Genomic DNA, 16,036 nt, shown 5'->3' with positions numbered 1-16,036 from the left:
ATGGCAGACGACGACAAGTACCCCGCGCTCGACGACTCGATGGTCGAGCGGATCCAGACGATCCCCGACGAGGACGCCGAGCAGCGCGCCCGCGCCCTCCGCGCCGGCCTCGCCGACTACGAGCTCGACGACACCGACCTCGACGTGCTCGACGGCGGCGAGTGGGACCCGAACGCGCTCACCTACGCGCCGGCCCTGCCGGTGCTGGCGATCGTCGGCCGCCCCAACGTCGGCAAGAGCCAGATGGTCAACCGCATCCTCGGCCGCCGCGAGGCCGTCGTGGAGGACAAGCCCGGCGTGACCCGCGACCGCGTCTCGTACAAGGCCGAGTGGGGCGGGCGCCGCTTCACCCTCGTCGACACCGGCGGGTGGGAGCCCGGCGCGATCGGCATCGACCGATCGGTGGCCCTCCAGGCCGAGATCGCCGTCGACCTCGCCGACGCCGTGCTCTTCGTCGTCGACGTCAACGTCGGGGCGACCGCCACCGACGAGGCCGTCGTGCGCATGCTCCGCGCCTCGCACAAGCCCGTCATCCTCGTCGCCAACAAGAGCGACGACGCCCGGAAGGACCTCGAGGCCGCCGCGCTCTGGTCTCTCGGCCTCGGCGAGCCCTTCCCCGCGTCGGCGCTGCACGGCCGCAACGTGGCCGACCTGCTCGACCTGGTCATGACCAAGCTGCCCGCCGTCTCGACCGTCGCGAAGGAGGAGATCGGCGGCCCCCGCCGCGTCGCCATCCTCGGGCGCCCGAACGTCGGCAAGAGCTCGCTGCTGAACAAGGCCGCGGGGGAGGAGCGGGTCGTCGTCAACGAGCTGGCCGGCACCACCCGTGACCCCGTCGACGAGCAGGTCGAGATCGCCGGCCGCGTGTGGACCTTCGTCGACACCGCCGGCATCCGCAAGCGCGTCCACCTGCAGCAGGGCGCCGACTTCTACGCGTCGCTCCGCACGTCGGCCGCGCTGGAGAAGGCCGAGGTCGCCGTCGTCGTCATCGACGTCACCGAGCAGATCTCGACCCAGGACCTCCGCATCATCGACCTGGTGCTCGAGTCGGGCCGCGCGCTCGTGCTCGCCTTCAACAAGTGGGACCTCCTCGACGACGACCGCCGCCGCTACCTCGAGCGCGAGATCGAGCAAGACCTGGACCACGTGTCGTGGGCGCCCCGCGTCAACATCTCGGCCCGCACCGGTCGCCACCTCGAGAAGCTCGTGCCCGCCCTCGAGCTCGCGCTCGACTCGTGGGACACCCGCATCCCCACCGGCAAGTTCAACGCCCTGCTCGCCGAGCTGGTCGCGGAGCACCCGCACCCGCTGCGCTCGGGCAAGCAGCCGCGCATCCTGTTCGGCACGCAGGCGGCCAACCGGCCGCCGACCTTCGTGCTCTTCACGACGGGCTTCCTCGACCCGCAGTACCGCCGCTTCATCACGCGCCGCCTGCGCGAGATCTTCGGCTTCGAGGGCACGCCCATCACGGTGAACATGCGGGTGCGCGAGAAGCGCAAGCGCCCCTGACGGGCGGCCTCCGGGCCGTTCCCCTCACAGCCGCTGGAGCACGACGCCCGGTGTGGACCCCGTCCACGCCGGGCGTTCCTGTTGCTAGTGTCATCCGTACGTCACATGACGTATATCGATGACGATGCGGAGGGCTGCGGCATGACGACAGGGGTGAGCGTCGATCTCGACGCGCTGGGCGAGATGGCCGAGGTGATGGCGCATGCGCGCGACGACCTGCCCTTCTCCCACCAGCTGACGGGCGACTGCACGGCGGCGCTCGGCTCGGGCGAGGTCGCGGCGGCGTTGTCGGAGGTGAGCCGGCACCTCGCCCGGCGGGTCGACCGCCTGGTCGCGGCGATCACGGAGGCGGCGCGGCTGCCCCGCCTGTTCGTCGACGAGCTGCGGTCGGCCGACGAGGCGCTGGCGGCGGTCGCGGGTGCGTCGGCGGGCGGTCGACGGTGAGCGCGCACGACGGCGACCCCGGGCGGGGCGACGTGGGCGAGATCGAGCGGCTCGCCCGCCGGCGGCGCGAGAAGGTCGACGACCTCGACCTCGGGCGGCACCACGCCGTGCGGTGCGGCGAGTGGGCGGCGACGTCGTGGCAGGCCGAGAGCGGCCGGGCGTTCGTCGCCGAGGCGGAGGCGATCGTCCGCGAGCTCGACGTGCTGCTCTCCACCGTCGACGAGCACGGTGCCGCCCTCGAGGGCTACGCCCGCGAGCTCGACGACATCCGGGCGGCGCAGGCCGTCCTGGAACGGGCCCGGTCGAGGGCCGAGGAGGCGCGTGACCAGTCGTCCGCCACGCTGGTCGTCCTCGAGGCCGAGGCCGAGCTGCAGATCGACCTGCCGGGCGTCTCGACGCCGGCCGACCACCGACGCTCCGAGCGCTCCCGGCTCGCCCGTGAGATCGACGACGCTGTGGCGGAGCTCGGGGCCGTCGGACGTCGGTGGGCCGAGCTGGTCGACCGGCGGCACGCCGCCGACCACCGCCTGATCTCGGCGCTGCACGGCGGGGGCGCGGTCGGAGCTCTGGAGGACAGAGCCGAGGCCGCGCGTCACGTCCGGTCGCCGGAGGACGCGCTGCGCGTGGTCTCGGGGACGACGCCGTTCGAGCTCGTGGCCCTCCTCGAGGAGGTCCCCGTGCTCGCGGTCCTGATCGGTCGGGTGTCGCCGGAGGCGGTCCAGGAATGGTGGGAGTCGTTGGCCGTCGGGGCGGCCGTCGACGCCGACGGCTTCTCCGCCGCGCAGCTGGCGCTCCTGGCGGGTGCTCCGGGGCTGCTCGGCACCCTCGACGGCCTGCCGCCGGGTGCCCGCGTGCGGGCGAACGGCCTCGCGGCCCGGCGCCAGATCGCCGAGAATGAGCGGACGATCGCCGGGGTGCTGGCCGACCCGGTGCGCGAGGTCGCGATGGACGGCCTGGTCGAGGCGCTGAGGCGCGAGAACGAGTACCTGGCCCGCGCGGCCGCCCTGCCGCCGGCCGTGCAGCTCTACACGTACGACCGGGTCGGCGACCGCATCGTCGAGATGATCGGCGACTGGGAAGCGCCGCCGGAGCGCGTCTACACGTACGTGCCGGGGACGTTCTCGGAGATGGAGGACTTCTGGGCGGTCGAGGGCGGGGTCCAGGAGGTGGGCAGGTGGCTGGAGCACGGCGACGAGGTCGACAGTGTCGTGTTCGTCTACAAGGACGGCCGGTTCCCCGGAGGGGGAGGGGTGGTCGCGCCGACGGAGACCATGGGCTTCGCGCGGGGCATCCTCGAGGCGAACGACCCCGACCTCGCCCACGAGTCGGGGGATCGGCTGGCCTCGTTCCAGCGAGGGCTGCACGCCGATCCGTTGTTCTCGTCGGCGCCGCCGACGGAGGTCGCCATCGGTCACAGCTGGGGCCTCGCCGACGTGCTGGCGTCCGAGGTCGCGGGGGCGCAGTACGACCACGTGGTGTCGCTGGCGGGGGCGGGTGCCGTCGACGACTGGCAGCCTGACCCGGAGACGGAGTACGACTCGCTGCGGTACTGGGACACGCTGGGGCTCGCCCAGGCGACCGGGACCGTCTACGCAGGGCGGAACCCGCAGTCCATGGTCGCCTTCGAGGACCACATCTACGAGAGCGACGGCGACCGGGCGCTCGGGTGGGACTCGTCGGTGTCGGCGCGTCTCGACGTGATGTCGGCGAACCACGGGTTGATCGCGTCGACCGCCGAGGAGAACCAGGACACGCTGGGCGACCTGCTCGGCGAGCTCAGGAGCATCGACACCTGGGACGACCGGTGAGGCGGCGCGAGGCTGGACTGGCCGCTCCGCTCCTGCTCAGCTCGATCCTCCTGGGAGGTTGCTCGATGTCCTCTGATCACCGCGGCCCGGCACCGAGTCGGACCCCGTCGACGATGACGCTCGAGGAGGCCCGAGGGGGTGTGGCCGCGGTGGTGGAGCGCCTCGCCACGCTCGTACCGGGTGCTGAGCTCCAGCCCGTCAAGCCGGGCAAGAGCGGCGTGATCATGGACTGCGCACCCGGGGCCGTGTCGTTCGCACGGACATCGTGGATCGACGTGCCGGGACCGCTCGACATGGACGATCTCGCCCAGGCCGTCGAGGAAGAGTGGGCCGACGAGCCCGACTGGCGGGTGAAGGTCGGGGAGACCTCGACCGGGGAGCCGCGGGTCAGCCTGAGGGGTCCGTACGCGGAGGGGCACCTGATGGAGGTGGTGAACGCGAGACTCAAGGTCTATTCGTTCTCCGGGTGCTTCCTCTACGACGCTGACCGGGACGGGTACGCCTGGGACATCAGCGCGGAGTAGCTCCCGGGATGGTGCACGATGGGGGCGTGCGACTTGTGCGAGACGGCGTGGTGCGACCCCGGGAGGGTGCCGAGGCGACCACCCGGCTGAGCGACGCGGCCGACGAGCTGTGGCGGCGCCTCCGGCTGGACCGCCTCGCGGGCGGGCGGCAGGCGAGCTACGTCATCCACGAGGACATGCGGGAGCACCCGCGCACGGTGCGGGCGTTCATGGGCATCCGCTGGCTGCTGCTAGCCGAGACCGTCGTCGGCCTCACCGCGATCTTCATCGCGGCCGTGCTGACGGCCCGCGGGGAGCACGTGCCGTGGGCAGTCTGGTTCCGGTCGACCGTCGTGCTCTTCCTCACCGCGACGCTCTACGTCTTCGCCTGGCGGGCGCAGCTCGGCTGGTGGTGGGCGTACGCCCGGCTAAGGCTGTTCAGCCGCATCTTCCCGATCGTCACCCTCGTCGTCGCGACCATCCCCGGGCTCTACCCGTTCTGGATGGTCGTCGAGCAGATCGTCTTCTCGCTGATCATGATCGGGATCGGCGACCTGCTGACCAGCGACCACATGCGCGAGGCCTTCCCGCGGCCGGCCAAGGGCGGGCACGACCGGCGCTGACGGCCGTCGCTGCTGCTGCCGTCGGGGCTAGCGCCAGCGGCGGAGCAGGACCTTCTGCAGGGGGTTCAGCACCGCGTCGGTGAGGGTGCCGAGCACGGCGAGCAGGATGATCGCGAGGAACATCCGGTCGACGCGGCCGTTCGCCTGCGAGTCGCTGAGCAGGAAGCCGAGGCCCATCGACGAGGCGATCAGCTCGGCCGCGACGAGGAACAGCCACGACTGCGCCAGGGCCAGCCGCAGCCCCGACACGAGCGACGGCAGCACGGCGGGCAGCTGCACCCGGGCGAAGAGCGAGACGGGGCCGAGGCCGTAGGCGCGGCCCGCCTCCACGAGGTGGGGGTCGACGTGCCGGAGCGAGCCGGCGACCGTGGTGAACACGGGGAAGGCCGCACCGATCGCGATCAGGGTGATCTTCGAGTCCTCGCCGATGCCGAGGTAGAGGATGAGCAGCGGCACCCAGGCCAGCGACGGCACCGCGCGCACCGCGGCGATCGACGGCGCCAGCAGCGCCTCGCCGACCCGCGACAGCCCGACCACCGCGCCGAGCACGAGCCCCACGACCGAGCCGACCGCGAAGCCGATCAGCACCCGCTGCACCGAGATCGCGACGTACTGTCCGAGCTGCCCGGTGCCGGCGAGCTGCACGCCCGCCGTCCAGACGTCGAGCGGCGAGGGGACCTTGTAGGCCGGGACGTCGCCGACCGTGGTGGCGAGCACCCACGCGAGCACGAGGGCGACGGGGAGGATCGCCCCGAGCAGTGCCAGGCCGCGGCGCCGGGAGCGGGCCGGTGCGGGGGTGCCGGCCCGCGACTCCGGCGAGCCCGACCGGGCCCCGGCACCGGACCCGGCAGCAGCGCCGGCGCGCGCGTCCGCGGCCGCGGAATCGACGACGGCGAGCGACTCGGCCCGACGGCCGTCGATCGGGAGCGACTGGTCGGTCACGACGCCGTCGCGGCCTTCGCGTAGGTGTCGTCGAAGAGGGAGTCGAGGGCGTCGTCGACGGCTCCCTCGGAGGCGACGTCGCCCGACTCGACGAGGATGGGCGCGACCTTCTCGAGCACGGCGCGCTGGTCGTCGCCGGGCACCGGGTCGACGTCGAAGTGGGTGCGCTCGAGCACGCTCGTCGCGACGGCGGGGTCGATGCTGGCGACCCCGGCGAGGATCTCGGCGGTCTGCTCGGGGTTCTCCTCGGCCCAGGTGCGGGCCTCCTCGTAGGCGTCGACGACGACCTGCGCGAGGTCGGGCGACTCGTCGAGGAACGACTCCGTCGCGTTCAGGAACCCGTAGGTGTTGAAGTCGACGTTGCGGTAGAGCAGCTTCGTGCCCGACTCGGCCTCGCTGGCGGCCATGATCGGGTCGAGCCCGGACCAGGCGTCGACGCTGCCGTTCTCGAGGGCGGCGCGGCCGTCGGCGTGCTGGAGGTTCTGCACCGTGACGTCCTGCGGGCTGAGGCCGTTGGCCTCGAGCGCCTGCAGCAGGAAGAAGTAGGGGTCGGTGCCCTTCGTCGCGGCGACGGTCTTCCCCTTGAGGTCGGCGACGTCGGTGATCGCGCTGTCGCCGGGCACGACGAGGGCCGACCACTCGGGCTGCGAGTAGATGTCGATCGTCTTGATGGGGGAGCCGTTCGAGCGGGCGAGCAGGGCGGCCGAGCCGGCGGTCGAGCCGACGTCGACGGCCCCGGCGCGGAGCAGCTCGTTGGCCTTGTTCGAGCCGGCCGACTGGGTCCAGGTGACGGTGACGTCGTCGCCGAGGGCGTCCTCGATGAAGCCCTGGTCCTTCACGATCAGGCTCAGCGGGTTGTAGGTGGCGAAGTCGACGTCGAGGGTGTCGGCGCTCCACTCGGCGGTGCTCGCTCTGGCGTCGCCGCCGGCCGCGGCCGCTGCGTCGCCGTCGGAGTCCTCACCGGCGACGCAGCCCGTGAGGGCCAGCGCCGCGACGGCCGTCATGCCGAGGGCCGCGAAGGAGGCGCGGGTGCGGCGCGAGGGGGAGGTGCGGTGGCGGGTCATGGTCGTCTCCGTGCTGTCGGGGGCGGGGCTGGTGGGGTGGTCTGGTGGGGGTGATGTGGGCGTGGGTGGCCGGCCGGGGCGGTGGCCGGTCAGGCGGTCCGGGCGTGGGTGCGGTGGACGCCGAGGCCCTCGAGGAGCTCCTGCCGGAGGGCGGCGAGCTCGGGGGCGTCGCGGTCGCGGGGGCGGGCACCCGGGACGGTCACGATGCGCTGGACGCTGGTCGCGCCTCCGGCGCTCGCGGCGAGATCGGCGAGCAGCACGACGCGGTCGGCGAGGTAGAGCGCCTCGTCGACGTCGTGCGTCACGAGCACGACGGTCGTCGGCAGGGACGCGTGGACGTCGAGCAGCAGGTCCTGCATGCGCAGCCGGGTGAGGGCGTCGAGGGCACCGAACGGCTCGTCGAGCAGCAGCACGGCGGGCTCGCGGGCGAGGGCCCGGGCGAGGCTGGCGCGCTGGGCCATGCCGCCGCTGACCTCGCGGGGGCGGAGGTCGCCTGCTGCTCCGAGCTGGACGAGGTCGAGGAGCTCGGTGAGGCGCGCCTCCTTCGCTGCCTTGGTGAGCGACGACCCGTCGGGTCGTCGACGCGGCAGGCCGAGGGCGACGTTGCCGCGGAGGGTGCGCCAGGGCAGGAGGCGCGGCTCCTGGAACGCGACCGCGCACCGCTGGTCGGTGGGTCGGGCAGTCTCGTCGGCGATCTGCACGGTGCCGACGTCGGGCTGGTCGAGCCCGCCGATCTGGCGCAGCAGCGTCGACTTGCCGCAGCCGGAGGGGCCGACGACGGCAATGATCTCGCCGGCGGTCATGTCGAGGTCGAGATCGTCGAGCACGGGGCGCTCGCCGAAGCGCCTCCCGACGCCGCGCAGACGGATCGGCAGGGCCGAGGAGGCGCGGGTCGTCGAGGTGGGCATGTCACGACGGTAGGTGCGGGGGGGTGCCTGCCGTCCCGTGGGGTGTAACGGGGCGACACACTCCGCTTTTCTCGCTCCGCGGTGGTGCGTCCTAATGAGCCGCTTGACGGCCCCCTTGGGGCCGCCGCACTCGGACACGATTGGTCGTGCGCGTCGTGGCCCGTGGCTTAAGCCGGTCTCGAGCACACCTTTTCATCGGCTATAGTTGAGGGGTTGCCTCGGTCGGGGCAACACCAAGACCTAGGTTCTCTTCGGACCTAGATCTCGGGCTGTGGCGCAGCTTGGTAGCGCACTTGACTGGGGGTCAAGGGGTCGCAGGTTCAAATCCTGTCAGCCCGACCATAGGTAGGTTATTCAGCAGGGACGAGGCGGCAGGCAAATCTTTATAGTCGACCTAGGCCCTGGATGGATTCGAAAGACGTTCTTTTCGCGAAGGTCCGGCGTTGTTCGTTCGGCCTCCTGCTCACTTGTGACAGTTAGCAGACCTAGATTTGCCACTACGCGGTCGTAGCGGTACGGGGGTTAATGACAGTGAGCGGTCCCATCGATGCGGCACCATGCAGGCACGAGGGGGCCCCCGCGCCTTATCTCGTTGCCAGAACAGGCGACATGCTGAAGAGCTTGAGTCAGCACCCTGAAATATTGGCGGGCTACGGCCTGACTGTGGAGGAATTTCACTCGGCCTTTCCGAGCGCTATCGAGGCCGTTCGAGGACAGATGAGTGCCAGCACGTCTCAGCGGCGCGATTTCCTTCGAAAGGTGCTCGAACACGTAGTAGACACGGGTTTGGCGAGCGTCAGTGTGTGGCCAACTTACGGCCAGGACACGATCTACCGCCTTGAAGTCGACGACCTCGGTAGCGTCGCGATCATCCAGAAGGGCTGTCCTGACGGAGCTCACAGCAGCGTAAGTTGGGAAGAACCTCCCTGGGCTGATGAGACTTACCTTTGGTGGTTATGTTCCAGTACGAGTGCGCACCCGGGTGAGCACATCGTTAAAGGCATAAACCGAGTTAGGCGCCGACTTCTTAGCGACCGTGAAGGACAGCTTGCCGGTGTAATTTTCCACAACGAACTTTGTGGTTCCCCGCAACGTCCTTGTCCAAAATTTGGTTCAGCCGTTATCATTGATGGCGTTCCGGTGCCACCACCGTGTGTGTACGTTATGCCAGAGCGAAAACCTGTTGAAGGCGATTGGAACTGGAATGGCCGCAGAAACCCGAAATTTCCAGCTGTGCTAGCCCGGTCCTTTCAGATTCCTAAGGTCGAGGTTGACTCGTTTACGGGCTACGTTGGCTTTCAAAGCAAGGCCAGTGGGGACGTACGTACTCGCGTCACGGCTCGCTTTGGCCTAGGACTCTCGTCGACGTATCGGAGCTGATGTGACTAATCCCGTCTTGGACCAGGAACGAGCTGAATTCCTTGTAGCTCGTAGCCGCCTGCGAAAGGCCGTACTACCCGCGTGGCAACGGGCTAATAAAGAACTCGACCTCGTTGAGCTTCCAATCGACTGGGTAAGGTTTTCGACGCAGAATCACCGCACCAGGGCCGAGCAGGAGGCCGAGATTGCCAAACGCGCAAACGCCAATCTATTCTCTGCGGATCCGTTGGGATCGCTCGCTCAAAGTGTTCAGTACTCAATCCTTCGGGGTCAGGCTGGATTCCAGGACCTAAAGAACGACCTGATCTCGAGAGGGCAGCAGGAGCCAGCCGTTGTGACCGCGGAAGGTGTCCTTATCAACGGCAACCGGCGAGCAGCCGCACTCCGAAGTATGTACGAGGATGATGACGAGATCACGGCGAAATACGTGCAATGTCTAGTCTTGCCGTCAGACGCCTCGGGCGCTGAGCTCATCGATCTTGAGACGGAACTGCAGATCGCCCGCGATTTCAAGGAGGAGTACGGCTGGGTCAACGAAGCGCTACTCGTCGAGGAGCTCTTCGAACGGGAGAACCTTGACTACGCAAGAGTAGCTAACCGTATGCATCGAGAGGTTCAGGTCGTCCGTTCTTTGCATGAAAAGCTGCAGCAGGTGCACCAACTCGTTGCACTGTCATCAGGCGCGCGTCAGTATATCGACTTTGAGGCTAACGAGTCCGCTTTTGATGAGCTTGCTAAGCACATCAAGAACAAGTCCGCCAGCGAAGCCGATTCTGTTCGCAGCGTGTACTTCCTTGGTACGATGGCAGGGGTTAACTACCGTAAGTTGCGGCATCTGCGACGACCTGATGCATCAAACCTTGTGCAAGAAGAGATACAGCAGGATCCCGCTCTTTCTAAATTGTTGAAAGCAGCCAATCTTGATTCCAGCTCGAAGCCTGATGACCCCTTCGACGATGTACTCGGCAATGAGGAGACATTGGGCAGCCTGTCACCCCTGCTCTCCTACGTCGCAAAACAGTCAGACCATGGCATCGTGGAGCTTTCAACCGGCGATGTATTCGAAATAAAATCCTTGCTGCAGAATCTGCAAAGCGCAATTACTGCCGTCGCTGAAGAGGCCGAAGAAGACCAACGTGATAATCAAGCCCAATTAACTCCCATCAAGCGCATGGAAAAGGCGCTCGGCGAGGCGAGGAGGGCTCTCGATGCCCTTCCTAAGGCTCGCAGCTTCGAGACCTTCGACGAAGAAGCTTTTGCTCTAAAGGTCACGGAGTTGAGTGCGCTGCTTGAGCAATACACGGGCAGATAGTCTTGATACGTCTGGAGCTCGAGCAGAGCGAACGTCCCACCGTACAGATAGTTCGAAGCGACTACGGTGACGGCGGTGCCTGGGCGCACTTTCACGCTGTGCTTGGCCGGGGTGTCATCGGAGGCAACTCTCTGACCTTGAGAGTACGGCTTGAGGTGTTCTTAGCTGAGCTAGTTCGGGTCCGCGAGGTTCGTGGTCTCTATGGTGCCGAGCTGCAACTTGGTACCCGACTTAAGAGCCAATTGCAGGTCGTTGGAGAGGACCGCCGCCGTCGCGAGGCGGCCCTCTCCGAGCGCGCAAGTACGGATTTGTCCTATCTCACGGAGGAACTCATCGAGGCGGGCTTTCTTCGTCCTCTGAAGTCCTTTCAGCTAGTCAATTTGGCGCGCCTTCTTGCGTTGCCGCATGGAGCTGACTTCTCCGTACCTGGAGCAGGCAAGACGACCGTAGCGCTCGCGAACTTTGCTCTTCAGCGCCATCGAGGCATCGTCGACAAACTGCTCGTCATTGGTCCAATTGCTGCCTTTGAAGCCTGGCGTGTCGATTCCGCGGATTCCTTTGAAATGGCGCCTCGGATTAATGTCCATACCGGACCCGGCGCGTCAGACTTCACCCCGAGGGGCATACTTCTGACGAACTACAACAGAGTGGCCGGTGACTACGAACGTATTCGCAATTACGTAGCTGGATCGCCTACCCAGGTCGTGCTTGATGAAGCGCACCGCATCAAGCGGGGAGTAGCAGGCGTGCACGGCCGCGCGGTCCTTGACTTGGCCTACGTGGCGCGGCGAAGAGATGTACTTACCGGAACACCCACTCCGCAAGGAGCTAGCGACGCCGTAGCTATCATTCAGTTTCTCTATCCGGGCCAAGACCGTATGATATTGCCCGCGAACACCTACGACGAATCCTCGACCCGAGACCCGGATGTTGTGGAAAGAACCGGCGAGGCAATTCGCCCCTACTTCGTACGTACGCGGAAGTCGGAACTCGACATTCCCAAACCAGTTTGGTCCGTGGTCAAACGTCCGATGCGGCCCGTCCAACAGGCAATCTACAACGCGCTTCTCGGACGATACCGGGGCGAACTGAGTCTGCCAGCGGATTCACGCCGGGAATTTGATCGCCTGGGCCGGATTGTGATGTATCTTCTCGAGGCCGCTAGTAATCCCGCTCTCCTAGTCTCTGGGTCTGACGCGTCGGATCAGCATGGATTCCTGCATCCTCCTCTTGATATTAGGCCCGGTGAAGCTCTCGCGACTCTTCTTGGTAAGTATCAGAAGTATGAACGCCCCTGGAAGTATGACTTCGTTGTTGATGAGGTCACAAAGGCTAAACGTGACAACAACAAAGTCCTAGTCTGGACCACCTTCGTCAAGAACATCCGAGTCTTGGAAAGGGAGCTAGCAGCCTTTAACCCAGCAGTTATCCACGGTGGTGTGCCGAGTGAGACGTCGGCGCTCCCCGGGCGAGTTACAAGAGAGATGGAGCTCGATCGGTTCAGAAATGACGACGCATGCTCAGTCTTAATCGCGAACCCTGCCGCAGCTGGGGAGGGGATTAGCTTGCATCATTGGTGCCATCACGCCATTTACCTTGATCGAACTTTCAGCGCGGGAAACTTTCTTCAGAGTCAGGATCGCATTCATCGACTGGGGCTGGACAAGAAGGTCGAAACGCGCTTCACGCTCCTGCTAAGTGAGGGCACCATCGACGATGTGGTGGACGCTCGTCTCGAGGACAAGGTTCGAGCTCTGGGCGAGTTGATGGATGATCCAGGACTTGTTCAAATCGCCCTTCCGAGTGAGGACGAGGACGTCGTCGTTTTGCCGGCCGAAGTTAGTGACGCCAGTCAGGTGTATCGCCACGTGAGCGGTCGTTAGGGCCGTGTTGGCCTCGCATGGGGGCGTCCATAGTGTCTTCCTTCTCAGCCATGCTGTTCGTCTTGGCAGGATTGCCTCCACTAATGCATGGATTTCGGCCGCTGCCGGACGTGCGTCATTTCTTGCCGGTGCCATGGACCATAGCCCCGTTGCGGCTTGGCTTCTTCTGAATAACTTGGTTAGTAGGGGGCCAACCTACGTTCTCGATGTTCGTCTGCGTCCGCTTTCCTTTCAGGCCGATCGAAAGACTCTTATTAGAATTGCTATGTTAATTTTCGAAGTTGCACCTCCTTCGTGGCTAAATATTGCCGTCGTATCAGATGAGGTTCGCTTGGAATTTATCCCCTCTGCTGATGCTCAAGCGCTGGAGTGGCTCGGCGCCGACCTCGAGGAGGTGCTCAAAGAGGCCTCCGCTGCCGTTAACAGCCACCCAGATGAAGTCGCTTTAGGAATTGGTCGGGCGGCTGAGCTAGTCGCCTTGAGTGCCCTGGTAAGTGACGGTCGCCATGTTACACATGTTGCGGATGTCTCAGACCGGTACGGGTATGATATTGAGGTCTCTGGCGCTCAAGGCCTAATGTGTTACGAAGTCAAGGGTTGCCTAGAGTCAACAAAGGGGCATTTTCATCTCTCCCGAAATGAATTTGAAAAAATGCAAAGTATTGGTTCATCGTGGAGAATAATACAAGTCGAGTTTTCTAACTCTGCAATTACCGCCGGTTCGATCCGGTACGAACATGTGGCGGGTATTCGGGAGCTATTGAGCGAAGAGGTCCTTCGTATGGCTCCACTAGAACCTGCTGGGTTTAGGTGGGAGGAGAGCTGCAGAATGCGACCCGCGGGAGACGCGTGGAACGCGAGCTCTCTTTCCGTTCCACCAAGCATCGAGCTACCGAGCTTGGCTGAGCTTGCAGCCGATGCTCGGCTGTTGCATTCGAGCCGTTTACGTGCACGCTGATCCTGTGCCCATTGGCGAAGATCAGTGGCAGTTGCGGCCCTCGGGAATAGAACGGGGTTGATCAAGGTCCGTAAGCTGAGCTCGTGAAGAAAGTCGCAGATACGGTTCCCGCCGGCCCCAAGGTCCTGGAGTTCTTTGCAGGCATCGGGCTCGCGCGTCTGGGGCTGGAGGCCGCCGGCTTTGACGTGGCCTGGTCAAACGATTTCGAGCCCGCTAAAAAAGCCATGTACGAGGGCCACTTCGGTACGAGCGAGGGGCACGTTTTCGAGTTAGGTGACGTCGGTGCCGTTTCGGCGGTCACGTTACCGCAGGACGCAAAGGTCGCGTGGGCGTCATCGCCCTGCACAGATCTTTCACTTGCTGGGTCGAGGGCAGGCCTTCGGGGGAAGGCGTCCGGGACTTTTTGGAAATTTATCGACGTGTTAGGCGACCTCGGCGAACGAGGCGCTTTGCCCCCCATCGCTGTTCTCGAGAATGTCACGGGTCTCGCCACGTCACACGGGGGCGACGACTTAACGGCTGCTATTCAGGCTTTCAACGAGCTCGGTTATTCCGTAGATGTTCTAGCTATCGACGCTCGTCGTTTCGTTCCTCAGTCACGACCGCGCCTTTTCTTGATCGCTTGCATCGAGCCGCCGGCACCTAGCGTCGCGGTGTCGGATGCGCGTCCGAGCTGGCTTCAATGGGTCTTTTCCGACCCAACTCTAAAGACTCACCAGGCGGACCTGCCTTCCCTGCCCCTTCCGTTGATGGACGGGCTCGGAGGCCTCGTAGAGGACGTTCCGGAGGGCGACGGCAGATGGTGGGATAGTTCCCGTGTACTGGCTTTCCGCGATTCCCTATCGCCAGTTCAGCGGGACCGTGTTTCCGTCTTTGGCGAGCAAGGACATGTTGTCTACCGATCGGCTTATCGACGAACGCGGCAGGGCGTTGCGCGTTGGGAGATTCGTCCTGACGACATATCTGGTTGTCTCAGAACGGCACGTGGCGGATCGTCCAAGCAAGCAGTAGTTCGATTTGAAGGGCCGAGCATGCAAGTGCGTTGGATGACGCCCCTCGAGTATGCCCGGCTCATGGGCGCAGCGGACTTTTCTCTTGATGGCGTCCGCAATAATCAGGCCCTTTTCGGTTTTGGCGACGCCGTTGCCGTGCCTGCTGTAACTTGGCTCGCAAATAACTACCTGAAGCCCATTCTGGCTACTTCCGTCGACTGGGCGGATTAATTCTCTTCAACGCCAAGGTGGATGGCCTGCCTGTCAAATTGATATATTGGTAGCTCAACGTAAGGCTATGCGCTCAGCTGTGGATCGAGTCGACCTTCTCGCGCAAGCTCGATCCATGCAGATACTATGGGTAAGAGAAGAAATCATTCTTGCCGCCGACCTCCTTCGACCTACAAGCCCGCAGCTCTGTACGAAAGATCCGCAGGTCGTTGAGCTATCCGCTCTTTTGCACAGGGTCAAATTTCATGCGTTGGACAGGCGTGATGTGACCTTTCGGAGCCCCGCATCCGTGCGACGAAAGATGGCTGACATCGCGGCGTCCGACCCGAGTTATAGGGGGCGGCCCACAAAGGGCAACTCACTCGATGCAGGTGTACGCGTTGATTTCGAGCGGGAACCCGAGTCAATGCACTCAATGGCCCTGCTGATCCGACGTCTCATCATCGAGGGCATTGAGCCTCTGCCGAGCGGCGATCTGAATCAGTTTGAGGTAGCGGAGGGTGGTCTCGTCACAGTTGTTGTTCGCAAAAGTGAACGCGACAGAGGCCTGAGAGAAAAGAAAAGTCAGCGCGTGCGCTCGGATGGCAAACAGCTCGACTGTGAAGTCTGTGGGATTAATTTTGGGGAGGCTTATGGGCTCCGGGGGCAGGGCTACATCGCGGTGCATCACATTCTTCCGCTGCACGTCTCTGGGTCCGTGATAACGATGTCAGATGACTTGGTGCTCCTTTGTAGCAACTGCCATCAGATGGTTCATCAGACACCTTGGATTACGCCAGACCGCCTTAAAGCTGATTGCGCTGAGGTCGGAGAGAACAGTTCGTTATCAAGCGGGTGAACGGGCAGTAAAGGTGCTTTCTTGCCGGTCCGGAGCTAGCCTGCGCTTTTGGTTTGCAGGGCCCAGCCGCACCGTCTAGTAGAAGACCATGATGAAGCGTTAGGAATAGAGCGTTTAGCGAGAGTCGAAATATGGAAACGGTGCCGAGCGTGGTGAACATCGACTATTTTGGCTTGGCCATCGCCTCCTGAGAGAACACTCGCGCGGAAGATTGTTGCCTGGGGAGGCGAGGCGCGGGGGCCCAGTGAGAGACGTGGTTGCGCGGAAGTGGCTGTGATCCAGATGACACTCCTGCCGTCGAGCGAGTAGGTGTGCCGCCGGAGGCAGGCCCCAAAGCGACCTGGGCGGCATGCGCGATCGCCGTTCGCTCGACTCGTCCGGTCTTCGCCGGCGGTACGTAGTCGTCGATCCCGCCGACGAGCACTTCAAAGCCGATTCGTCGCGGGACGTCTTGTGCGCTTCCTGAATGGAACTGCGACTTGGAGAGCCCCGTAACGGCTGACGGGACTTGCTTAACGCGAAAGCGGCGGCGGCGGATCATCGTCGAATACGTGGAGACGGGGCCAGGGGAGGGGCCTTCGACGGCGGCCTCGACAGCCTCGCGTGTGATGTCGAATGCCGAACCGTTGATGGTCACCTTC

At 64.7% G+C, this 16,036-nt stretch carries 13 protein-coding genes and 1 tRNA gene; 11 read left to right on the top strand and 3 right to left on the bottom strand.

Going from position 1 to position 16,036, the window contains the following annotated elements:
• The 5 genes from der to JOE43_RS12500 all read left to right on the top strand — a co-directional run bounded on the left by der (position 1) and on the right by JOE43_RS12500 (position 4,887).
• On the top strand, positions 1-1,509 hold the full coding sequence (gene der, locus JOE43_RS12520; protein ID WP_056055401.1) for a ribosome biogenesis GTPase Der: 1,509 nt from the start codon (positions 1-3) through the stop codon (positions 1,507-1,509).
• Positions 1,510-1,650: 141 nt separating this feature from the next.
• Complete coding sequence (locus tag JOE43_RS12515) at positions 1,651-1,953, top strand: hypothetical protein (protein ID WP_209518139.1); 303 nt, start codon at positions 1,651-1,653, stop codon at positions 1,951-1,953.
• A complete protein-coding gene (locus JOE43_RS12510) occupies positions 1,950-3,761 on the top strand; it encodes a hypothetical protein (RefSeq protein ID WP_209518137.1) in 1,812 nt (603 codons plus the stop codon). The genes JOE43_RS12515 and JOE43_RS12510 overlap by 4 nt, the downstream gene beginning before the upstream one ends.
• A gap of 113 nt (positions 3,762-3,874) precedes the next feature.
• A complete protein-coding gene (locus JOE43_RS12505; RefSeq protein WP_209518135.1) occupies positions 3,875-4,285 on the top strand; it encodes a hypothetical protein in 411 nt (136 codons plus the stop codon).
• Between the two features lie 107 nt (positions 4,286-4,392).
• Positions 4,393-4,887, top strand: coding sequence for a hypothetical protein (locus JOE43_RS12500; protein WP_374073174.1), 495 nt, complete (start codon positions 4,393-4,395; stop codon positions 4,885-4,887).
• A gap of 27 nt (positions 4,888-4,914) precedes the next feature.
• On the opposite strand, the gene JOE43_RS12495 is transcribed toward JOE43_RS12500, so the two are convergent.
• The 3 genes from JOE43_RS12495 to JOE43_RS12485 all read right to left on the bottom strand — a co-directional run bounded on the left by JOE43_RS12495 (position 4,915) and on the right by JOE43_RS12485 (position 7,801).
• Positions 4,915-5,829: an ABC transporter permease gene (locus JOE43_RS12495; RefSeq protein ID WP_307803365.1), complete on the bottom strand. Its 915-nt coding sequence runs from the start codon at positions 5,827-5,829 to the stop codon at positions 4,915-4,917.
• A complete protein-coding gene (locus JOE43_RS12490; protein ID WP_209518134.1) occupies positions 5,826-6,893 on the bottom strand; it encodes an aliphatic sulfonate ABC transporter substrate-binding protein in 1,068 nt (355 codons plus the stop codon). Before JOE43_RS12490 ends, JOE43_RS12495 begins: the two co-directional genes overlap by 4 nt.
• 89 nt (positions 6,894-6,982) lie before the next feature.
• Positions 6,983-7,801: an ABC transporter ATP-binding protein gene (locus JOE43_RS12485; RefSeq protein WP_209518132.1), complete on the bottom strand. Its 819-nt coding sequence runs from the start codon at positions 7,799-7,801 to the stop codon at positions 6,983-6,985.
• 265 nt (positions 7,802-8,066) lie between these two features.
• On the opposite strand from JOE43_RS12485, the gene JOE43_RS12480 reads away from it, so the two are divergent.
• The 6 genes from JOE43_RS12480 (at position 8,067) to JOE43_RS12455 (ending at position 15,395) form a co-directional block, all read left to right on the top strand.
• Positions 8,067-8,143 (top strand) — tRNA-Pro (locus tag JOE43_RS12480).
• 1,039 nt (positions 8,144-9,182) lie between these two features.
• Positions 9,183-10,493 carry a hypothetical protein gene (locus JOE43_RS12475; RefSeq protein WP_209518130.1) on the top strand — a complete coding sequence of 437 codons (1,311 nt, stop codon included), beginning with the start codon at positions 9,183-9,185 and terminating at the stop codon, positions 10,491-10,493.
• Between the two features lie 155 nt (positions 10,494-10,648).
• Positions 10,649-12,376 (top strand): DEAD/DEAH box helicase, encoded by a 1,728-nt coding sequence (locus JOE43_RS12470; protein ID WP_209518128.1) that lies wholly within the window; start codon positions 10,649-10,651, stop codon positions 12,374-12,376.
• Positions 12,377-12,641: 265 nt separating this feature from the next.
• Positions 12,642-13,334: a protein NO VEIN domain-containing protein gene (locus JOE43_RS12465; RefSeq protein ID WP_209518126.1), complete on the top strand. Its 693-nt coding sequence runs from the start codon at positions 12,642-12,644 to the stop codon at positions 13,332-13,334.
• An 83-nt stretch (positions 13,335-13,417) separates the two neighbouring features.
• Positions 13,418-14,557 carry a DNA cytosine methyltransferase gene (locus JOE43_RS12460; RefSeq protein WP_209518124.1) on the top strand — a complete coding sequence of 380 codons (1,140 nt, stop codon included), beginning with the start codon at positions 13,418-13,420 and terminating at the stop codon, positions 14,555-14,557.
• Positions 14,558-14,972: 415 nt separating this feature from the next.
• A complete protein-coding gene (locus JOE43_RS12455; protein ID WP_209518122.1) occupies positions 14,973-15,395 on the top strand; it encodes an HNH endonuclease in 423 nt (140 codons plus the stop codon).
• Positions 15,396-16,036 lie beyond the last annotated feature (641 nt).

Origin of the sequence: Frigoribacterium sp. PvP121 (assembly GCF_017833115.1) — a bacterium.
In the GTDB taxonomy this organism is placed as follows: Bacteria; Actinomycetota; Actinomycetes; order Actinomycetales; family Microbacteriaceae; genus Frigoribacterium; species Frigoribacterium endophyticum.
The sequence above is the reverse complement of the archived record's forward strand: the minus strand, read 5'-3'. Positions and strand labels throughout refer to the sequence as shown.